This is a genomic window from Ekhidna sp. (genome assembly GCF_965227465.1).
GTDB lineage: Bacteria > Bacteroidota > Bacteroidia > Cytophagales > Cyclobacteriaceae > Ekhidna.
Map to the genome: position 1 here is coordinate 3,460,140 of NZ_OZ245746.1, position 21,967 is coordinate 3,482,106.

The following is a 21,967-nucleotide window of genomic DNA, read 5'->3' on the forward strand; positions in this document are numbered from 1 at the left end:
ATAGTATATTTCTCAATCAAACCACGAATCAAACAGGTTTGTTCCTAGTCTGTATGCAGCGGAAGTGAAATCGTGAACTTAGTGCCTTTGTTTGGCTCACTCTCAACTTCAACCGTGCCCTTATTTAGCTTTACGAAATCGTAAACAAGTTGCAATCCAAGTCCTAGCCCTTTTTCACCTGAAGTTCCAGTAGTAGAGACATTTTCATTCAGCTTGAAAAGGTGTTGAAGTTTCTCCTCTGACATTCCCACACCATTATCAATTACCTGAATGATTCCAACATTCTCATCTATATTGGCGTTGGCGACAATTTGAACATGCCCTCCATTAGGAGTGAATTTCAAAGCATTATTTATGAGGTTTCTTAGGATGGTTGAAGCCGTGTTTCTATCAACATGTAATTGGAATTCATCCTGCAGATTATAATCAAGTTTAATGTTCTTCGATGCAGACATCTCCTGGAACATGTCAGTCATGTCATCAAGCAAAAACCGAACACTTAAGGCTTCCGGCATATGAGGAAAATGACCCCTCTGCTGCAAGGCCCAGGTTAGCAGGTTGTCAAGCAGTTTTGTAAGCCGACCAATGGAATGGTCCATCTTATCAATCATATCCACTGTTTGCTCCTTGGTTCCTTCTTTCAAATAAATCTTAGAAACAGTAACTAACCCTGATAGGGTATTAACAGGCCCTCTCAGATCATGTGATATGATCGAGAAAAACTTGTCTTTGGTTTGATTAAGTAGCTGAAGTGAGTTTTTCTGATGCTCAAGTTTTCGGTTAAGCTTATTTTTTGTCTTCAGGAATGAATAGATGATGATAAGCAGGCAGATAAATACCAGCATCAAAATTCCTCCCACTATCATAATGATTCGGGTACTCTTTTTTTGTTCTAAAAGTAGATCTACTTCAGACTGTTTCCTACCTACTTCAAATTCTGTTCTTAGATTCGCAAGTTTTTGGGTAGTGGTTAAATTTTGAATACTATCTCTGTAGGCAAAATACTCCGTTTGATATTTTAAGGAATTCTTGTAGTCCCCTTGTTGATTATAGAGACGATAAAGTAAATAGGATGCATCCCTTGCCTGCTCCTTAAGCCTTTCGGATTCGGCCATTTCAAGTCCTTTAGAGGTATAAAGTATTGCATTGTCAATATCCCCTTCTTCCAAATAAATACTGCCAAGCTGATTGTAATAGTCGGCCATCCCGTATCTATCTCCAAGAGGTTCGATCATATCTATCGCTTTAAACAGGTCTTCCTTCGCCTTGGAGATGTTATTTCTTTTCCAGTAAACCAATGCTCGATTTCCAATAATATAGGCCTGACCCAGCTCCATTCCAATATCCTCCAGAATTGGCTCAGCCTCATTATAATAAGCCATGGCGGAATCGTACTTACCGATCAAATAATAATCATATCCTGTGTTCAATAGTGTCAGTGCTAACTCTTGACGTCCGCCAATATCACGAAGAATATTGATTGTTTTTGAACCATATAATAGTGCGTTTTCAGAATCACCATTTTGGGTATAGCAAGTGGATATTTCACCATACACTTCTGCCAGGAATGATAAAAATTCTTCTTTCCCAATTGCCTCATTTGCACTTTTAAATTGATACTCTAATGCTTCCCCCAAATCGCCCATCAATCTATGACCAATTCCAATATTCGTATAGGCCTTTAGCTTGTACTCTAAGTTTCCTGCTTCCTCAGCTAGATCGAGGAGTTCGTGTCCATACTTTAGAACATCTTCTGCCGAGTTTGAATAAGTCGACAGCCAATAGTAAACGTATAATTCTTTCTCACCTTCTAGGTTCCCTGATTCGATCAACCCTCTCAAGCTGTCTGCTTTAATCTGATTTTGTGAATAGGTTAAAAATGCCAGTAGACAGAAGAAAGTAATGAGTAAACTTACCCTTTTCATCATCAGACTATTAATTGGTTGGTTCCGGATCTACTTCTACCTCCACTTCAACTCCATTCGTTTTTATTCTAATTTTGGGATCAAGCCTTATTACCGGCCCACTATTTCCATCAAACTGATAGACAATGTCGTACTTCAAAAATTCGGTACTGTCATTAATATTGTGTGGTATTTGAACAGCCCACAAACGATCATGAAAAATTTCATCGGAATCTCCGTTCAAGAACTCTTCTGAGGGTTGGTCAAAATCAATGCCATCAAGGTCTGCTAGTCCTGTCCCTCCGTACCAAAAGATGTACTCTCCCGGAGAGGCAATTGCGGTAATCGTCTGCTCATCAACTGGAAGATAGACAGCAACACTATCCAAATAGGTTCGATACCATAATTGTCCATCATAATACTGGAAAACAGTTACTGAAACATCCACATCGGTCCTGCCTTTGGTTTCGATGAGGTAATCATCAACTAATCCAATCGCAGTGACCATATCTTGGTCAAGATTGGGGCCTTCCTCAACTACATCATCCTTTTGACAAGCAAAGAAAACGAGCGAAAAGGTTACGATGTATAAGGTTAGATTTCGTAAAGTAAATCTCATTATTACAGATTAGTTTATGGGTGGTTAATTTTCAAGATTTTATTAATGATGAGCCTTCTAAAGTAGGATAAATATTATCAAATGATAATAAAAATGATCGTTTTTCGGTAAACAAACACATTTTGCCTACGAAAATTGTGAAAAATTAGATCGCCATCTAAAACACTCAAATAGCGGATTATTCAGTTTTTTGCAAAAAAAAGAAACATCTATTTAAGATGTTTCAACAAGTAAAGCAAATTGAAGTTTTTTATTCTTCCTTACTCATCACCACCATTTATCCGAATTTTAGGATCAAGCCTTATACGAGAACCGGAATTTCCTTTGTAGTAGTAAAGGATGTCGTATTTATACATAGAAAGGTCTCCATCCGCCGGCACCTGGATTTTCCACATTTTGTCTGCTTTAATTTCCTCCGGAAATTCATCTAAATCATTTTGCGAAATAGGGTCAAATTCAATTCCGTCCAGATCCGTAACTCCCCCTCCTGAATACCAGAAAATAAATTCGCCCGGTTCAACGGTGGCAGTCACTGATGTCTCAGTTAATTCTTGATAACCTTTAACGTCATCAGTATTAGTGTCAAAATATAGTTTGCCTTTGTGGTATTTAAGTACTGTTATGGACTTTTCTGATTTCTCACTTTTACCTCTTACGGAATTGAGATATTCGTCAGCCATGCTCATTGCTGCTAACATGTCATGATCTGTTTCCTCAATATTCGTTTCCAAGAGTGCATCTTCTTGACATGCCATTGAAATAGAAAGAAGAAAAATGCTCAAAAGAAGTTTTTCTATGTGAAAGTGTTTCATTTGTTGGTGGTTAGCCAATTGATAGAACACGTAAGGTAATTTACCATTATCATTTGATAATGTGTGATCATGCTCTTTTCGGTGAATAACCCTTAAACTTCTACAAGAATTACATAATAGACTCACAGCTTGATAATTGCTAAAAAGTATATTTTTAGGATATGAAAAGAGTAGCCATTTTTTGTGGATCCAAAATGGGAAGGGTTTCAGACTATGAAACCGCAACCCAAGCATTGGTAAAGCAATTAGTGGAAAGGAATATTGAAATAGTTTATGGTGGTGGAGCTGTTGGATTGATGGGGATAGTTGCTGAAACTGCATTAAGTCATGGTGGTACCATCACAGGAGTCATTCCGGACAAACTTTATGAAATGGAGGTGGCGCATACCGGGCTTTCCAAATTATATCGAGTAAAAGACATGCATGAACGCAAAGCACTGATGGCTGATCTGGCTGATGGTTTTATGCATTACCTGGTGGTGTTGGTACCCTGGAGGAAATGACCGAGGTTATGACCTGGGCGCAAATTGGCTATCATTCAAAGCCTTGCGCTTTTCTAAATACCAATGGCTATTACGATCATTTTGTCAAATTCTTTGAGCATATGGAAGAAGAAGGGTTTTTGTATAAATCCCTTAGTAAACAGGCAACTATTACGGAGAGTATTGATCAACTAATTGATGACATTCTAGAGAGCTAACCACTGCTCTATTGCATCTTTGTTGTTATCAAAAAGTTTTTTTCCAAACTCCTTAAGATGTGTCATATTCTCTTGAGTGGCGCAATCCATGTCAGGATCTATTTCAGTGGATTTTAAATCTCCATCAATTCTTAAATACTGATCAGGATTATCAATTGTCCCATATATTTTTTTCAATTGATAGTGTGCCACCTCAGATGCACCTGACATCATGATGTCAATTACAGGCTGCACCCATTCAGCCATTCCCCAATTTTTTGCTTTCTTATAAGCGTAAGGTTTGCGTGTATATCCTGTTCCAATGGACAAGATTTTCATGTCCTTAGCGGTAGCTTCCTCCTTCTCAACTTTAAAGATATTTCTACCCTCAGCATAAGCAACCAATGCCGGATTATTTACAAATACTCCACCATCAATTAAGGTGAATGCCCCGCCTTTTTCAGACATTATTTGCTCACACTCAAAATAGGTCGGAGCTGCCGAAGTGGCTCGCGCCACGTCCTTAACCCTAAAATTGAAATCTGGATCCTCCCTGGCTTTATGTTGACCGAAGAAATGTCCTTTCCGATTAATAATATCATAAGAGGTGATGATGCAAGGACGTAAAAGGTCTTTTAACCATACATCTCCAAAATAATCTTGAAGTGCATCTTCTATCCCGTCGGCAGGATACTTCTCATCCAAAATTCCACCAACGGTTCGAATTTTTTGAAAGAAAGGAACATCAAAAATTTTATCGCCTCGTTCAAAATAGAGGCCAACAACTTCTTCAGAAGTGAATTTTGGAGTTTCGGGTTGATTCGGATGCTCCAGTAGAAAAGCACAAGCCAATATTCCTCCGGTACTAGTACCAGCTACTAAATCAAAATCATTTGCGACTTTAACTCCAAATGATTTCTCAATTTCCACGATTATTTGACCGGGAATTATTCCCCTAATTCCTCCTCCATCTATGGATAGAATTTTCTTAAGTTCTGCCATACTTAATTAAGGCCTAAACACTTTAACTTGACATTAAAAATTAGCTTTTGTTGACTTTAATTTTTTTGAATCCAAAGAATGCCAGAATAACAGCTAAAGCGATAAATACAATTCGTGATACTTTTTTCATAACTATAGGGTTTTTAAAATCTAGCATAAAGTTCGTCACTTATCCTACTGATTATCAATACCCTAAATGTGGTAATCCTTCCAAAATGATCTCTTCTCACCGAAATAAATGGGGTATCTGTCGAAACTAGAAATTACGCTTTAAGAACTGAAAGGCATTTTCAAAGCAAATTCCTCTGGCTACTTCATTCACTCTTTGATCTGAGTGTAAGTAGTATTCCGAACCTTGAATAGATTTCAGCTTGTTGATTAGGTCATTCTCAAAGTCATCAAAAAGAAGTGAGTTACCATAATCTTGTGTAGGATCTATGTATCCTTCAAAATCGGTTCCCAAAGTAAAATAATCCCAACAGGTAGCTTTTTGGTCAATGGTGAGTTCATTGCTTGATAAAATGGAATCAACCATAGCAATCAGGTTCTTCCAAATCAAGTCTATACTATTCACTTTATCTTTTTTATCTCCCAGAATCCGTTGATCAAAGCAAATACCTATTAATCCATTGGTTTTCACTGCCCATAAAACATCCTCGCTACAAACGTTAATGTTCCATGGATAGAATCCATTTCTTAAATCGTGATCATTTTCCTGATCCGCATATGTTATTGTTTCCGCAAGAGTCTCCCATCCACTATAAGCCACGTGGCTGAGGATTACCGGAATAGCATCCCCTTTTTGTTGACACGGTGATATAATGTTTTCGTAGTACCATTTTCTTGATTTAGCTGAGGTATGTTTTAAATCCAACAAAATTCTTCTGCCTAAAGAATCATCCCTCTTCAAATTCGAATTTAGGCTCAAAAGCAATCTAGTAGCACTTTCACCTTGAGGGGTTATGCCTTCGTTCATACCATCACTCTGGTCTGAGAGAATTCTAAGTGCATTTGGAATGCTGTGCGCATGACCACCCAGGTAGTTATTGAAATGATGAGCAAAAGTGATGAAGAACACCGGAGTAGTCCAGTTTTTTAGTTCAATTATGCGATCTTCTACCTTATTCAGGTTTGTGTCTGTGCCCAATGCATGCATCCCCTCGATTGTAAGCACCATCGCGATTTCATTGTTTTTCAGGGTACTATCCACCTCCTGATAATCACGACAAACGGTATATTTTCCTGTCGCATCTAATGATTCAGGATACTTCCTTCTTAGTTTTTTTTGACTCTTGAAAATCCGTTTTATGCCTGGTATGTATATGTTGTTTTTAGTGCGTGTCTCGCTTTTACTAAGCAGAAAATCCCGTTCTTTAATGAGTTCTTCATAATAATCATACTCATCCGAGATGAAGTATTTAATTCTCCGGATAGGCATACGCATAAGAAGTGACTGCAAAAATGCACGCGCGGTTTTTAAAATGGTTGGAGCGCCTGTAATGAGTGCAAAACCTGCTTGAACCCAACGGAGAGGATTAAAAAATCCAAAACCCGTAGTGGATAAAATATCCAATATTCGAATGAGCTTACTTTGATCAATTTCTCCCCCTTTATAAAAGCCTTTTTCAAATGGATACAGTGACGCAAAAACCAATTTGGTTTCTCCATTCCAAAGCTTGACAGGATCGCATTGTGAATAGCTAAAAGCTCTTTTTCCCTTCTTCTGCTTTTTAAAGTTGCTTAGAACAATGTTCCATGGATTGTATTTTCCAGGTTTGTCTTCATTTTTGGTGTGCCGCATCCAATGGAATGCCCTTGAATGTGGGTGACAATGCAAATCAGCATACTTCTTCATAGCTAGGATTATGATGAACCTAAAGTTCATTATTTCTAATCCTAAACCCAATACCCCAAAGCGGGTAAGTTATCTACCCAAAAAGTTCTTTTGATTTCTTCTTGACCCTGTATCCAAAAGTCATCATAACCGGAGGGTAAAGCATGTAAATAAATCCTGCAATCCCGAAATTAAGTGCCCCATACCCAAATGGATGAAGGGCTGCTATTACCGTTGACAAAAATGGAATAGAACTCATTAATAAATTTTGCCATAGACTTACTTTCGTTGCAAATACTTCATATTCATTAAGATCGAGTTGTTCTCTTTTTTTGTATGCATGTCTATAAAGCCAGGTCATTGCGAGAAAGATGAAAGTTGCTCCTGCGCCGTAAGCGGTCATTAACAGCGTCATGTTATCACCATTCATTTCACCTCCGAAGCTATCCATGAAATTATCTTCGCGTCCAAAAATTAACCCTGAGTAAAGCTCTACTAAAAACCTCGCTAAAAACTTTAATGGATAGATGTAAATCAAAACAAGGAACAACAAAAGTGTATTTACGGTGACCGTTTTCGTATTTTGAAGTCCATATCTCAGAAAAAAAATGTAGTGCTGGTACCATATCACCACTATAAGGACGATACAAATAAAAGATGGTAATATATCCTGTATGGAAGCTCTAAGCTCGGCGAATGTATCCGGGACCGTCGAAGACAGGACCACTAACGTAAATGCCACAGCAAAAACCGCATCACTAAATGTCTCAATTCGGGTTTGACTTAATCCACGGTACCTGAAATTAGGATCTAAACCTACCACTTGATCTTTAATATCTCTCATATTTCGTCTGATTAGGCACCCAATGTTAACCATTCATCTTTAAAATATTCCCTTGATAGAAAATTAAAAGGTGATGATTCCCCCTGGCGTTTTCAATAATCGAAAACTAACTCTCTACAACTTATGAACTACAACAGAAAATTTTTTGGAATGCTGATCCTCTCCATGGTGAGCTTAGTCGGATTAGCACAAGTAAGTACGCCTCCCGGAGGTGGTAGCCAGCGGTCATTCGTAAAACAACATATTGGTGGCGTTGGCAAAGTAGCAATCGAATACAGCAGTCCAGGTGCACGTGGCAGAACGATCTATGGTGGGGTTGTACCTTATGGATTCAACAACTTAGGCTTTGGCTTGAGTACGGCAGACAACCCATCTCCCTGGAGAGCTGGAGCAGACCAAAATACAACCTTCTACTTCTCGCATGATGTGATGGTTGAAGGAAAGCCACTAGCGGCTGGTAAATACGGATTTTTTGTAGCACCAGCCGAGAACGGACCCTGGACAGTGATATTTTCCAAGGACAATAACCACTGGGGCAGCTTTTTCTATACTCCCGAAAATGACGCACTACGTGTAGAAGTCTCGGCAGAAGATATTGAAGCACGTGAGTGGCTTACCTATGATTTCATAGACAGGCAAAACAACTCAGCAACTGTTGCGCTCATGTGGGGTGACAAAAAGTTGCCCATTAAAATAGCACTTGCAAATCCAGTTGAGGCACATATGGCTCAGATTGAAGCGGAACTGAATAATCAACCGGGATTCTCTTTCCAAAACTGGACTGGTGCGGCCAGGTATGCCTCAAGTGTTGGTGAACATGATAAAGCGATACAATGGGCAGAGGCAGCTATCAGTGCTCCTTTTGTGGGGCAAAAGAACTGGGGCACCATGTCTACTAAAGCAGCAGTACTGACTGCAGCTGGAAAAACGGATGAAGCATCTGCAGTAATGGATGAAGCCATAAAACTCCCGGGAGCCAACGCAGGAGCCATTCACCAGTATGGTAGACAGCTCATCGCTTCCGGACAGAAAGAAAAGGCGCTGGAGGTTTTCAAGTATAATCACAAACAAAATAATGGAGCATGGCCAACGAACTATGGTCTTGCTAGAGGTTATTCTGCAGTCGGCAACTATAAGCAAGCTTTAAAATATATGCAGTTAGCGAAGGAGAATGTACCGGCGGGAGATACACTAAATCCTCCCATTATTGATCAGAACATTGAGAAGCTAAAAAAAGGAGAAGACATTAACTGATTTAGTTACCAACATAACCGGAAAGCTCACCTAAGGTGGGCTTTCTTTACTTGAAGGTCAACTTCAATGACCAATACACGTAAAACTTGTTCTCACTTAACAATAAATCCATGCAACGTACAATCTCAGTTTTAACGCTGGCTCTTTTTGCTTTTGTAGCCTTAGCAAAAGATCCAGGTATGAAAAAAGGCACTCCCGATATTGCATCCATCTCCGTATTGAAATTCAATCAGGATGGTGTGCTATTTATCGGTGACTCAAAAGGCGGGTCCGTCTTTGCAGTAAATCTTGGAGATAACGAGCCAAGCGCTAATGAAGAATCATTAAACATCATTGATTTGGAAGACAAATTGGCTGGTATGTTGGGCACCACAGCTGACAATATCATGATACATGATATGGCTGTAAATCCAATATCACAAAATGTATACCTCAGTGTGTCCAGAGGTAGAGCAAAATGGACCTCCCGATGGGAAACCCCAAATGACCTTGTAGATGCGGATATTCTTATAAGAATTTCTCCATCAGGAGAAATGTCAGAGGCTACTCTTGAAAATGTTGAATTTGCAAGCGTTTCTATTCCTAACCCAGTAGATGCCTCTATTGAACATCGCTGGAAAAAAGGAGCTAAGTTAAGATCAGATGCGATTACCGGAATTGGCTTTGACGATGGAAAAGTTTACATATCCGGGTTATCTAATGAAGAATTTAGGGCAGCTCTATGGACAGCTCCTTATCCATTTGTACAAGATGTAGATGTTAACACCCTGGAAATATTTCATGGGGCTCATGGAAAATGGGAAACAGCCTCTCCAATTCGAGCATTTCTTCCTTATGAGCTTAATAATGAGAAAAAAATATTAGCTGCTTACTTATGTACTCCGCTAGTTACTATCGATGCGGAGAAATTAGAAAGCGGAACGCATGTCAAAGGCCGAACGGTTGCAGAATTTGGTTCTGGCAACTATCCGATAGATATGGTACTGTATCAAAATAATGGGAAAGATTACATCCTGATGTCAAATAGCGCGTTACCGCTCCTATTATTTGACCCACTAGATGTTGCAAATTACAAAGGCGAAATTACCGAGGAAGTGAAAGGATACCTTGCCGGGGTATCATATACGCCAAGGTCTGGAAATGGCGTCCAGCAATTAGCTGATTTTAATAAAAAATACATCTTGTCCACTCAAAGGCTTCCAAATGGAAAGCTTGCATTAACTTCACTGAGCAAAGAGTGGCTATATCCATGAAAAAAATATTCCTAAAATTTATTCAAGGAGGCTCTTTAGGCCTCCTTCTTTTTTTCCTATCCTTAAATCATGCTCAAGCGCAAAGCTTCTTTACGGCTAAGACTTTGTCCTCATCGCCTGAATATGGTACGATTACAACGCGTCTTGTGCCGGAAGAGGTCGTTGACCTGATTAATAAACAAAATTTCAGTTTCGATGAATGGTCTTCTTTTTTCTATATTAAGACCAATCCAAATGCACCAGCGGTATTAGGGAAATACAGCATTAAAAACAATCACCTTTCATTTACTCCTAAGTTCCTGCCAGACCCGAAAATCAATTATTTTGTCACATTTTCATACCCAAAGCTTTCTGAGCTACTTTCTGACGCAATTAATGAGCAGAATGTTTATAGTGATGTAGCCTCATTTGAACCCCCGGAAACAACTCAGCCTGAGGTTATTTCTTTTACCCCTGAATTGGATGAGGTTCCTGCCAATCTTCTACGGTTCTATGTTTATTTCTCAGCACCAATGGGATTAGAAAACCCTTATGATTTTATAACTATTGAAGATAAAAATGGTAAGCCGCTCGTTGATCCATTCGTGATCATTCCGGAAGGTTTATGGAACATTAACCATACACGTTTGACCTTGCTGTTACACCCGGGAAGGGTGAAACAAGGAGTTGGTCCTAACATGACCCAGGGAGATGTGTTGCTCGCTGGAAACAGCTACACACTCAAAATTGATAAGTCATGGAAAGGTTCAAGTGGGGAGCCTTTGAAAGCGGATTTTTCTCAAACAATCAACGCGTCCAATCCACTTAGAGGGGCTATGAATATTAACATCTGGGCCTTAAAAGCCAAAATATCTAATGGCATTGGAATCCTTACCGTCATCACTGATCATCCATTGGATCAACCATTGGCACAGCGAATGATTTTCATCCGAAATAAGCAAGGTCAGGTTTTACCTGTCCAGGTAACCTTTGATAGCCCGGAGCAGCTTAAGGTCCTATGGAGGCATCAAGGGTCTGATGAATTAGAACTCCTCATTGATCCTCGACTGGAGGACGTGTGCGGAAATACTCCACACTATGCTTTCGATCTTGAAGGAACAGAAAGAACCCCCTCTACGGAAGAACTAAAAATTAAGTTTAGAGTAAACTAGGCATAAAAAAAGGGAGCACCTTCGTACTCCCATAGCCGATCCCAATGTGCTGGTTGGATCGAACTTTCGACCCGACTTTCGCCGAATCTAATCACCGCCTAATTTACTCGCCTGTAAATGTAGACAGTAAATATAACCATTTAAATCCATTTTATTTCCATAAGAAATGATTTTTAATAAGGTCTATTTCATCCAGTTTTTACTACGAAGGAAAGGCGTTGTTGCGTTAATTTGCCATTAGCATGAACTACTCGTTAGGATTATTACTTTTTTTCCAGCTGATTTTATTTGGTGCAGTTGACCGAATTCAGAAGGCCCTTGAAAAAAAAGAATATGAAAAAGCTAACGAACTGATACTTAAAGGGCTTGAAAAGGAGCCTGAAAATCCGGGTATAAGCTATTATCATGCTTTACTTCTGTTTGATCAAGAATTCTCTCGATATGACATAGATTCCGCAAGAATAATTGCCGAATTGGCGAAAATTAAGTTCAAAAACGCCTCTAAGGACTTAAAAGAAGAGACACTGAAGGATGGCATAACGGAAGAAAAAATCCAAAAATTATATGACCAAATTCGGGACAGATCTTTTCAAAACATACTTCAAAATCTGAGCATTGAAAACGCACTTCGGTATCAACGGATTTTTCCTCAATCTGTCTATGATGACATACTGAGCTATAAAGTAGATAGCATGGAGTTTTTATCCGCACGAATAGCTGGCAGTAAGGAAGCATTAATTGATTTTACATCCAAAAATCCAACATCTGTTTTTCGGCCAAAAGCAGATTCAATTCTGGATAACATGCGGGTGGCTGAGTTGATGACCATGATAGATTTGAACAGGTACTATGATTACCTAAACAATCATCCGCTCACGCGACACAGAGAAAAAATTGAAGACTATATTTTGAAAGTTTCAACGGTGGCTGGAAAAACTGAGTCTCTCGATGAATTTATTGCATTCGCTCAAACCCCAAGGCTTCAAAAAAAAGCTGCTGACTTGAAGTACTACCGCATTGGTAAGCAAGAATTTTCAAATCACCCACTCAAAGATTCATTGAGAAGTGTCAGTAAAATGGTTGATTTAAGATTATTTCCAATTATTGAAAGAGGAAATCTCGGATTTTATGATTCGGAGGGTAACCAGAGAATTGAACCACAATATTCTGACATCCCGTATGATTACAAGTGTCAAGTCACTTCGGATGATTGGTTATATCTCTTAAATGAACAAACGGGTCTGATTACCAATAAGAATGGAAATGTATTGATTAGTCGTGTCAATGGCTATCAAACAATCAGCCCGGAAATCGGATTGATTAAAAAAAATGAAAACTGGTATCTATATCATAAAAGTGGATTTCAAATACTTGATGAGCCGGTAAGTGAAGCTTCTGTTTTTAAAAACTGGATCAAAATTCGACAACAAGGAAAGTGGGGGTTGGTGTCTGATCTCGGATTTAGAATTGCTCAAAGTGTCTATGACGATATCGATACAGAAGGTGGGTTTTGGATATTTGAGAAGGATGGATTAATCGCCGTATATACAGAAGAGCTGATTCTCGGTGAAATAGAAAAAAAGGGATTGTCACTTGAATTTAAGTTTGATGAAATCGAGTTGATTAACAACAATATGATCATCGGATTTAGGGACGATCGTGAATGCTTATTAGATTCGACGCTAAACTTCCTAATTCCATGGGGTACGTATGAAATCTATCCAGAGAAATCAGGATGGTATTTAAGATCTGAAAAGGGCTATCGACTATATAACCCGTCCGAAGCTGATATTATGGATCAGCACTATCCATATTTAGAATCAAATGATGGTTGGCTGGCAATAGATACAGGTGGGGATTGGATGCTTTTACCGAGAGCCAAAGGACTCCAGCCCAGTCGAGGCTATGATTCAATAAAATTGATTAATGATTATGCGCTTGTCACATTGAAGGATGAGCGAAAAGAAATGCTTTTTTCTTCCGGAAAGAAGAAAGAGTTGAAAGAGGAATTCGTTTCAACATTTCCAACCCAACCCAATTTTTTGAAGCTTAAGGACAAGGATTTAACAGTCATACTTGATGAATATGGAAATGAAGTAGTAAAAAATGAGTTTGAAAAAACTTCCTTTCTCAATGACACCTTAATCAAAGTTCAGATCAGAGGCAAACAAGGATTATTAAACACCAAAGGAGAGTGGGTACTAAATCCAATCTTTGACAGTATAGATGAAAAAGAAGGGCTTGCATTGGTTCTGCTGGATGGGCAGATCGGATGTTATGATTTGACTATAAACGCGCTGATTCCTCCTGAATATGAATCGAGATTGAACCGAGCAGGAAAAAACTACCTAGCCAAAAAGGATGGGAAATTGGGACTTATAGATCTCTCTGAGACGCCAATTCTTTCCTTCACTTATGATCAAATTACCATTTGGAATGACACCAGTTACCTGGTTAAAAAAGGCAACCTGTACCAGCTAATCAATAGCACTGAAGAAATCCTTTTCCCTGATATTGAAAACATCAAGTTGCTTGTGAAAAATGATCAACGTCAGATTTATCGGTACATAAAAGATGGACGATATGGACTATTAAGCACTGAATTCGGAGAACTCTTATTACCTGAGTTCACTGACATTTTTAACATTGGAGATGATAATGAACCGCTGTTTTTTGCGGATCAACATTTGGATAAAGCTGGTTTCCACGTGGTAAGCTACATCAATCAAAAAGGAGTCCTGATCTTGTCACGTGCCTACACACGTGAAGAGTTTGATAAGATCCTATGCGATGATTAGTTGATCGTGAATATCAATGACTTGCTTTATAACAGATTGGCTTTCGTCATTCACGATTATAAAATCTGAAAGAGGAGCTTTCTCATCATCCGACATTTGTTTTGCAATGATTGCCTTCACATCTTCTTCTGTCCGATGCTTGTCCCTAGCCACAACTCTACTCACTCTTACATCCTTAGGTGCTGTAACCAATATGTTTTTATCAAGTGATTTATATGATCCGGTCTCAAACAATAAAGCAGCTTCTTTTAGCAACACCTTAGCATCCTGATTTTGAATCATCCATTGATGGACGTCATCCCCTACTGCCGGATGAACCACCCCATTTAACTGCTCCAATAAATCTCCATTTTGAAAAACTTGTCCTGCTATGAATTTGCGATCCAGTTTGCCTTGTTCGTAAGCCTTGTCACCAAACAGTGACTTGATCTTTTCAATGAGGGTTGAATCATTCTCCATCAACCACTTAGCACGATCATCCGCATAATAGGTCCGGGCCCCTAGGATTTCAAAAACCTTACAAACTGTGGTTTTACCAGAGCCTATTCCTCCGGTAATCCCAATAAAAAGTGGCTTACCTTGCATAAGTAACGGCTAAAGAATCCGGAATTACCTCTACTTCCAGGACATTTTCCGGGTGGAAAACAACAATGGCGGGTGCCAGCGAATCAGCCCGATTAATGAGATCATAGTCAACTACTACCTTAAAATCTTCTGAAAAGTAATCTTCGGTTAATTCCTGCTGAACTACGAAACGAACAGTGACATTAGGATCACTCACATAAACCGATGAATCGGATGGAAAATTTTGCATTTCGATGGTCGTCGAAATTTCCAATCTATCAAATCTATCGACCTCAAACTTTACGTTAACTGTTGGGGGATTTGAATAAATATCAAATGCCTCTGGCAAACCTAGCTTAACAAATCGATCATAGTTTTTATCTATGCTCTCCTCCTCCGGCCTAATAAAGAATTCCCGGCCCAAAGTGTCAATAAAACTGGTAGGGCCAAAAATGACCGCTGTGTCCGGGAAAAGTGATATTGGCGTAATGATTCGGTGATCGCCATCCATACTTATGTTCGCTGAATCAATTTTTAGCTTTACCAACTTTGATACTTTTCGATCTATGTTGATGTAAAGGGTATCTGTAAATAGAAAGTTGATTCTATATTCATCAAGTTGATCAGAAACAATAGGTAAAATCGTGGGACGAGTCAGGTATCTAATAGCAGCCGGATTATCCAGCTCAAAAATTACCGGGTCCACAAACCAAAAGGACTCTCTGAATAAGTCCCAACCTCCTCCGGTAACATCTATTTCCACAAACTCGGGAAGCGGCTTTACAGCTATCAGGCTATCAGAGTCATAAACAAACGCTATGGGGTGTTCTATCCGATAGTTGTATTCTTTCCCTAAAGCACTAAAAAACCAAAAGGTAGTAGCTCCCAAAAATGAGAGTAATACTACCTTCCAGTTACTTAATATCTTAGAGATCATAAATTCACGCTCACTTTTTTTCCTTCTTCTCAGGCTTTTCGTTGAGTTTTTTGCTCGCCTCCAATGAGATTGAAGCTTTCTCAACCAACAATTTAGTTCCTCTATCTACATCTATCAAAACTGTAGTATCCGAAACCTCAATAATTTTTCCATGGATACCTCCCACGGTTACCACCATTTCGCCCTTCTTTATTTCCTGAAGATATTTTTTGGTTTCCTTTTGCTTTCGCTGCTGTGGTCGAATGAAGAAAAAATAAAAGATGGCGATCATACCAATGATCGGTAGAAAAGAAGTGAAATCGCTACCTCCTGCTTGTAATAAAACTGTATTCATGTGTTTCGTTATGTTTTAAATGGTCACATGGAATTCGCTCAAAATCTATTATCCCTTCAGTTGTTAAGGAGATTTAAGCTCATTTCATTTTTTGTAATTTGAAATAAAAAACCCCTGATATCCATCTTGGAAATCAGGGGCAATGTTAATAAAATTTAATGTGCCAGTAGGAGCTTATTCTCCTTCTTTCACCACATTAGCTTTGATATTCAATCTTTTGGTTGTTGGCCATGTGTTTGCAGTCAACGTTACCGTTTTGTTTTGTACTCCCGGCTTGTTTTTGCTGTTGAATCGTACTTTGATCTCACCTTTCTCGCCTACTGCGATTGGTTGTCTTGGCCAATCTGGTACAGTACATCCACATGTTGCTTTCGCGTCTGAAATGATTAGTGGAGCTTCTCCCTCATTTACAAAAGTAAATACGTGCTCAACTACATCTCCATCCTTGATCGTACCGAAATCATGGCTCTCTTCTGTAAAAGTAAAGCCAGGAAGCGGTCCATCAGGTTTTTCAGCAGGTGCCGCAGGTGTTGGGTTATTAACCGCTACAGGCTGAGCTGTTGGGTTTGCTCTGGCAACTCCACCTTTACCTTCTAAAGCTGCAACTCTACCTTCCAGTTTAGTTATTCTGGACTCCATATCGCTATTTCCACAGCTAGCAAGACCAGCTGCCACGATAACTCCTAAAAAGATTTTTGCTATTTTCATCTGTTTTATTGTTTTAAAATGTCTCTTAGAAAGCCATAGTTAGCTTTCTATATCACTCTACTTATAATTTTTCTCAAATTGAACTACAAATCTAGGAAAGATATGGTTTCAAAACTCTTAATGAAATGTTAACAGGGTTGTTAATCTTTCTTTATTTGACTAATTAATCCATTTACGTCATCCAGAAGACGCTCCGCTTTATCCTTTGCATCCTTCACTATCTTCTCCCCTTGATTTTTGGCATCATTCTGAAAAACTGCCTTTCCATCAGCTACTTCCTCTACAAAGCCTTCTAGTTGTTTTTTCAGCTTATCAAGTTGAAAAGTAAGTTTATCACGTGTATTGGTTCCCTTATCCGGAGCGTAAAGAATACCTAATACCCCACCGGTTACTACACCTAAAAGAAATGCGAAAAAAGAACCACCTGATCTGCTCATGATTTGATTATTTATTTATTATCGATAAGGCCTCTACCGCTCTTACGAATTTTACCACTCGAAGTTAGCTCGTTTGATAGTACATCCAAAACCCCATTTACAAATTGTTTGCTTTTGGGCGTGCTATATATTTTTGATATCTCAATGGCTTCATTGATGGTAACCTTAATAGGTATGCTAGGAGAGTTCATCATTTCCACCAGAGCCAATTTAAGAATTACACGATCGGTTAGCGCAATTCTATCCACGTCCCAATTCATCGTTTTACTTTGGATGATCTCTTCAAGAAACTCATTTTGATTCACCACATCCATGAAAAGACGCTCCAAAAACTTAAAGTCATCCTCACCATTTTTTGTCAATTCAGCCAGCTCTAACCCTTCGCCATCCTGCAATCCTTTAATAGTCTTCACCACCATACTTTTGATGATTGGTTGATTCTCCACCCAGTGCAAATGGTTGCTCTCCAGGTAAGATGCTATCGCTTCATTTTTAAAAACCACACGTTTAAATAGCTCCAGAACAATGTCATTATCAGTGGTATCCTCTTTTCTGACGCCACCAAAAAAATGTTGCAATGCTTCAGAAGTTCTGATCTGATCCCGATACCAGCTCTTGATATCTTGATGCTCATTATCCCAGCTAACACCCGACCTGGCAGCTTCTTTCTGCAACAGCTCAGACGCTTTTAGGTCTTGAACCAGCTTATTTCCTATGAAAGCATAAGGCTTTTTTTCTTTCGCTATGAATGCCTTGTCTTCCTTCTCACTATCCAGCTTTTCCCTTTGCTCTATTTCGATTGGAAGAAGTAGCAACTTGATGTAGGTATCCTGAAGCCTTTCAGCTTCCTTCATCATGTCATTTTTGCGAACTCTGGCTTCTTTATGAATGAGGCTTTCGTATTCAGAGAGTGCGTCATTTACATTTCGCACTACCTCTTCTTCTGCCTCTTTCGCATCCTCTACTTTGCCTTTGAGCAGGTTTTCATTGAAGAGTTTGACCGCCTGCTTTTTCCGAGCCTCGAAGAGGGCTTTATCGGAAAAATCATGCTTTGCTGGATCCAATGCATGCATCTCCTCAAGCTCATTCCTTTTCACCTCTTTCATGGATTCCACAGCTGTGAAGTATCCATATAATGCCTGCATGGCTTTTACTCTTAGTATTCGTCTGTTTAGCATGTTAATTGGGCACTTTTGCCTCTTACCTCTTCGTATTTCAAAAATATAACAGTCTTCCTCTTTTGGAAACTGAAGATCCGGGTTTAATCCTTATTCTCCAAGTTTTACCTTCCCTACGGTCTCAATGCGCTTTAAAGCAAGCTCTAAAGCAGCTTCATGAGATCCAATCTTATGATCGTCCGCATGGTTTAGCACGTCAAGACATACCTCATAGATATGTTCTGTTGATGCTATTACTCTGTCCTTATTGTAGTTGCCCAGATACTCATGATAAACATTTGCAATTCCGCCTGAGTTGATTAGGAAATCAGGGCAATAGATGATGCCGTGATCATTCAGCATTGCACTATGCTTTTCTTCTGTCGCCAATTGATTATTTGCAGCTCCTGCTACCACCGCACATTTAAGCTCTGAGATTGTCTCATCATTAAGGGTTGCGCCCATGGCACATGGTGCGTAGATATCCATCTCCATTTGGAAAACCTTGTTTGGATCTACGACTGAAACTTTTGAATGCTTATCCGTAATTGCCTTGATCTTGTCCTCGAAAATATCAGCAACGAATACATTGGCGTTTTCTTCTATCAAATGATCAACCAGGTATTTTCCTACCTGACCCGCTCCCTGCACCAAAATGTTTTTGCCTCCCAAAGAATCAAGTCCGTATGCCTTTTTAGCTCCGGCCTTCATGCCCATATAAACACCGTATGCGGTCATTGGGCTTGGATCTCCAGATCCGCCCATGTATTCCGGCTTACCAACTACATATGGAGTTTCCATGCTCATATACTCAATATCACGCATGGTGATATTCATATCTTCAGCTGTATAATATTTTCCGTTCAGGCTATTGACAAATTTTCCGAATCGTCGCATCAACGGCTCGTTCTTCATCTTTCGTGCATCTCCAATGATCACTGCTTTTCCTCCACCGATATTCAGTCCGGCCAAAGCGGATTTGAAGGTCATTCCCCTTGATAATCGTAGCACATCTTTCAGTGCTTCTTCGTCCGAAGCGTAGTTCCACATCCGGGTCCCACCCATCGATGGTCCCAATACGGTATTGTGAATAGCGATGATTGCTTTGAGACCGGTTGCCTCATCTCTACAAAAAACCACTTGCTCGTGTTCAAGATTTGCCATCTGATCAAACACGCTTGTCGATTTTACTTCGGGTTGTGTATCTATCATTGTAATGAACTTTATTCTATTTTTAAACCTTCTTTCTCGAGTGCAGTTGCACTATCATTGAAAAGGGGGCTGCAAAAATATCTCTTTTTCACTAAAACAACTGGATATCAGCACGTTATAAAATTCTGTGAAAGACCTAGGACACCTCAATAAATACCTACTTAAATATAAGTTTCACCTAATATTTGGTGCCTTATTTATCATTATTGCAAATTTCTTTGCAATTGTTCCTGCAGTAATTGTTCGATATGCATTCGATATTTTGGGTCGTAGCTACGGTATTTTCTCATCTTTCGAGGGGTTTGACTTACAGAATAACACGGTTGGAATAATTGGCTCAAGCATCATCATCCTGGCTGTTTTGATTCTGGTATCTGCTCTTTTGAGGGGCGTCTTTTTATTCTTCATGCGGCAAACCATCATCGTCGTGTCGCGGCATGTGGAGTACGACCTGAAAAATGAAATTTACGAGCACTATCAAACACTCCCACTCAGCTTCTATCGTAAGAACAACACGGGAGATTTGATGGCCAGGATCTCCGAGGATGTCAGCAAGGTTAGAATGTACATTGGTCCTGCCATCATGTACGGAATCAATCTCTTCACCCTGTTTTTAATGGTGATCCCCTACATGATCTCCATTAATCCAACGCTGACCTTCTATTCGTTGCTGCCACTGCCTATACTCTCTGTCAGCATCTATTTTGTAAGCAACATCATCAACAAACGATCAACAGAAATTCAGGAGAGTCTTTCCGGTTTATCTACCTATGTACAGGAAGCTTTTTCCGGTATCAGAGTGATAAAAGCATTTGTTAGAGAAGAAGAGCTTGCTAAGAACTTTGAAGCTGAAAGCGTTGATTATCGGGACAAATCACTAAAGCTTTCGTTTGTTCAGGCACTGTTCATGCCGTTAATTATGGGGCTTATCGGCCTGAGTGTGATCCTGACTATCTGGGTTGGGTCTGTTCAGGTATTTAATGGAGAAGTTAGTACTGGTAATATTGCTGAGTTTATCATCTATGTAAACATGTTGACCTGGCCGGTGACAGCACTTGGCTGGATTACTTCAATCATCCAACGGGCGGCAGCTTCACAAAAAAGAATCAATGAGTTTCTGGACACCAAAACAGATATCATTTCGCAAAAAGAGCTTGAAAAAGAAATCGATGGCCACATCGTTTTTGATGACGTCAGCTTTACATATCCCGATTCAGGGATCGAGGCACTCAAAAATATTTCTTTTGAAGTTCATCCAGGTGAATCCATCGCGATCGTGGGCACTACCGGATCTGGTAAGAGTACCATCGCAAATATGGTATGTCGATTGTATGATATTGATGGCGGTAAGCTAAAAATCGATGAAATTGATGTGAAGGATTTCAATATCTCTTCGCTTAGAAGTCAGGTTGGTTATGTCCCTCAGGATGTCTTTCTATTTTCTGATACCATTGAGAATAATATCTCATTCGGGAATCGGAAGATGAGCAAATCAGAGATCGAAAAAGCCGCAGAAGATGCGGATCTGTTGAATAACATTTCAGACTTCAAAGATGGTTTTCAAACACGCTTGGGTGAAAGAGGCATTACGCTCTCCGGAGGTCAAAAGCAACGCGTATCCATCGCACGAGCGATTGCCAGAGAACCAAAAATATTGATCCTGGATGATGCTTTATCTGCGGTTGATACCAAAACTGAAAATGCCATCCTCAACGCCATGCAACGCATCATGAAAGGGCGTACTTCAATCATTATTTCGCATAGGGTTTCCTCTGCCAAACTTGCGGACAAGGTGGTCATGCTGGATGACGGAAAGGTGGTAGAACAAGGCACCCACGATGAGCTGCTATCCAAAGGAGGCGCCTACAGAGAACTACATGATAAGCAACTTGCTGGTGAGGAAGTGGCTTAGGCTACCTGGCCCACGCTTCCGAACTCAGCGACCCGTCGCTGTAATACAAATCAAAAGACAAAGGCTGTAAGACTGCTCCCTCCTCAATTGCTTTGACTTCCATTAGCGACATCACTTCATCCCTTGAAGGTTTTACTAAGTCATGCTGCGTCAGGAATACTTTGAACACTTTACCTGTTCTAAATTCCCGATAATCGTATCCGGCAGGCAACCTAAGCACGTCTCGGATTTCTTCTACGGATGCACCAACGAAATAATGCAGGGAGTCTTTCCCGATGTTTTTATTATCGAAATACACAATCGTCAATTGCCCCTTGAGCTTCCCTGAGTCAATGGCAGCTTTTGTTTCAAGGATGTGGGAACCCCACTCCTCTCGATCATACCTTTCAATGTATTCTTTGCCAATGACTGTGCGCTCTTTCCCCTCCATCACGAAAACTTCCACAGGATCAAATCCACCAAGGGTATAGTAAACACTCCACACAATGATGACAATGCAAACAACAATAACGGCTAAATAGAACTGCTTGGCTCGCTTCATAAGTCAAATATAGGG

Annotated in this window: 19 protein-coding genes and 1 pseudogene; 6 read left to right on the forward strand and 14 right to left on the reverse strand. The window is 39.7% G+C overall.

Annotated features, from left to right (window positions below; genetic code table 11):
• Positions 1-44: 44 nt before the first annotated feature.
• The 3 genes from ACO05G_RS15375 to ACO05G_RS15385 all read right to left on the reverse strand — a co-directional run bounded on the left by ACO05G_RS15375 (position 45) and on the right by ACO05G_RS15385 (position 3,335).
• A complete protein-coding gene (locus tag ACO05G_RS15375; RefSeq protein ID WP_421763541.1) occupies positions 45-1,928 on the reverse strand; it encodes an ATP-binding protein in 1,884 nt (627 codons plus the stop codon).
• Positions 1,929-1,935: 7 nt separating this feature from the next.
• A complete protein-coding gene (locus ACO05G_RS15380) occupies positions 1,936-2,523 on the reverse strand; it encodes a hypothetical protein (RefSeq protein ID WP_421763542.1) in 588 nt (195 codons plus the stop codon).
• 260 nt (positions 2,524-2,783) lie between these two features.
• Entirely contained in the window at positions 2,784-3,335 is a 552-nt protein-coding gene (locus ACO05G_RS15385) for a hypothetical protein (RefSeq protein ID WP_421763543.1), read from the reverse strand.
• Positions 3,336-3,631: 296 nt separating this feature from the next.
• Between ACO05G_RS15385 and ACO05G_RS15390 the strand changes: the two are divergent.
• A pseudogene (locus ACO05G_RS15390) lies at positions 3,632-4,035 on the forward strand (TIGR00730 family Rossman fold protein).
• Here the strand turns inward: ACO05G_RS15390 and ACO05G_RS15395 are convergent.
• The 3 genes from ACO05G_RS15395 to ACO05G_RS15405 form a co-directional block, all read right to left on the reverse strand.
• Positions 4,024-5,016, reverse strand: a complete 993-nt coding sequence (locus ACO05G_RS15395; RefSeq protein WP_421763544.1) for a patatin-like phospholipase family protein — start codon at positions 5,014-5,016, stop codon at positions 4,024-4,026. The pseudogene ACO05G_RS15390 and the gene ACO05G_RS15395 sit on opposite strands and share 12 nt — an antisense overlap.
• A gap of 256 nt (positions 5,017-5,272) precedes the next feature.
• Positions 5,273-6,871 (reverse strand): hypothetical protein, encoded by a 1,599-nt coding sequence (locus ACO05G_RS15400; RefSeq protein WP_421763545.1) that lies wholly within the window; start codon positions 6,869-6,871, stop codon positions 5,273-5,275.
• A gap of 73 nt (positions 6,872-6,944) precedes the next feature.
• The gene (locus ACO05G_RS15405) at positions 6,945-7,694 is read right to left on the reverse strand and encodes a TMEM175 family protein (RefSeq protein WP_348281743.1); all 750 of its coding nucleotides are present in this window, start codon (positions 7,692-7,694) and stop codon (positions 6,945-6,947) included.
• A gap of 123 nt (positions 7,695-7,817) precedes the next feature.
• On the opposite strand from ACO05G_RS15405, the gene ACO05G_RS15410 reads away from it, so the two are divergent.
• The 4 genes from ACO05G_RS15410 (at position 7,818) to ACO05G_RS15425 (ending at position 14,150) form a co-directional block, all read left to right on the forward strand.
• Positions 7,818-8,948 (forward strand): DUF2911 domain-containing protein, encoded by a 1,131-nt coding sequence (locus tag ACO05G_RS15410; RefSeq protein ID WP_421763546.1) that lies wholly within the window; start codon positions 7,818-7,820, stop codon positions 8,946-8,948.
• A 110-nt stretch (positions 8,949-9,058) separates the two neighbouring features.
• Complete coding sequence (locus ACO05G_RS15415) at positions 9,059-10,201, forward strand: hypothetical protein (RefSeq protein WP_421763547.1); 1,143 nt, start codon at positions 9,059-9,061, stop codon at positions 10,199-10,201.
• On the forward strand, positions 10,198-11,352 hold the full coding sequence (locus tag ACO05G_RS15420; RefSeq protein ID WP_421763548.1) for a hypothetical protein: 1,155 nt from the start codon (positions 10,198-10,200) through the stop codon (positions 11,350-11,352). The genes ACO05G_RS15415 and ACO05G_RS15420 overlap by 4 nt, the downstream gene beginning before the upstream one ends.
• A 242-nt stretch (positions 11,353-11,594) precedes the next feature.
• Positions 11,595-14,150 carry a WG repeat-containing protein gene (locus tag ACO05G_RS15425; RefSeq protein ID WP_421763549.1) on the forward strand — a complete coding sequence of 852 codons (2,556 nt, stop codon included), beginning with the start codon at positions 11,595-11,597 and terminating at the stop codon, positions 14,148-14,150.
• On the opposite strand, the gene coaE is transcribed toward ACO05G_RS15425, so the two are convergent.
• The 7 genes from coaE to ACO05G_RS15460 form a co-directional block, all read right to left on the reverse strand.
• Entirely contained in the window at positions 14,136-14,735 is a 600-nt protein-coding gene (gene coaE, locus ACO05G_RS15430) for a dephospho-CoA kinase (protein WP_421763550.1), read from the reverse strand. The genes ACO05G_RS15425 and coaE overlap by 15 nt on opposite strands.
• Positions 14,725-15,651: a hypothetical protein gene (locus tag ACO05G_RS15435; protein WP_421763551.1), complete on the reverse strand. Its 927-nt coding sequence runs from the start codon at positions 15,649-15,651 to the stop codon at positions 14,725-14,727. The genes coaE and ACO05G_RS15435 overlap by 11 nt, the downstream gene beginning before the upstream one ends.
• Positions 15,652-15,661: 10 nt before the next feature.
• The gene (yajC, locus tag ACO05G_RS15440; RefSeq protein ID WP_348281736.1) at positions 15,662-15,985 is read right to left on the reverse strand and encodes a preprotein translocase subunit YajC; all 324 of its coding nucleotides are present in this window, start codon (positions 15,983-15,985) and stop codon (positions 15,662-15,664) included.
• 174 nt (positions 15,986-16,159) lie between these two features.
• Positions 16,160-16,693 carry a DUF1573 domain-containing protein gene (locus ACO05G_RS15445; RefSeq protein ID WP_348281735.1) on the reverse strand — a complete coding sequence of 178 codons (534 nt, stop codon included), beginning with the start codon at positions 16,691-16,693 and terminating at the stop codon, positions 16,160-16,162.
• A gap of 140 nt (positions 16,694-16,833) precedes the next feature.
• Positions 16,834-17,130 carry a YtxH domain-containing protein gene (locus ACO05G_RS15450; RefSeq protein ID WP_348281734.1) on the reverse strand — a complete coding sequence of 99 codons (297 nt, stop codon included), beginning with the start codon at positions 17,128-17,130 and terminating at the stop codon, positions 16,834-16,836.
• 11 nt (positions 17,131-17,141) lie between these two features.
• A complete protein-coding gene (gene nusB / locus ACO05G_RS15455) occupies positions 17,142-18,308 on the reverse strand; it encodes a transcription antitermination factor NusB (RefSeq protein WP_421763552.1) in 1,167 nt (388 codons plus the stop codon).
• A 90-nt stretch (positions 18,309-18,398) separates the two neighbouring features.
• A complete protein-coding gene (locus ACO05G_RS15460; RefSeq protein WP_421763553.1) occupies positions 18,399-19,499 on the reverse strand; it encodes a Glu/Leu/Phe/Val family dehydrogenase in 1,101 nt (366 codons plus the stop codon).
• 127 nt (positions 19,500-19,626) lie between these two features.
• Between ACO05G_RS15460 and ACO05G_RS15465 the strand changes: the two genes are divergently transcribed.
• Positions 19,627-21,411, forward strand: coding sequence for an ABC transporter ATP-binding protein (locus ACO05G_RS15465; protein WP_421763554.1), 1,785 nt, complete (start codon positions 19,627-19,629; stop codon positions 21,409-21,411).
• A 1-nt stretch (position 21,412) separates the two neighbouring features.
• On the opposite strand, the gene ACO05G_RS15470 is transcribed toward ACO05G_RS15465, so the two are convergent.
• A complete protein-coding gene (locus ACO05G_RS15470) occupies positions 21,413-21,952 on the reverse strand; it encodes a hypothetical protein (RefSeq protein ID WP_421763555.1) in 540 nt (179 codons plus the stop codon).
• Between the last annotated feature and the right edge of the window lie 15 nt (positions 21,953-21,967).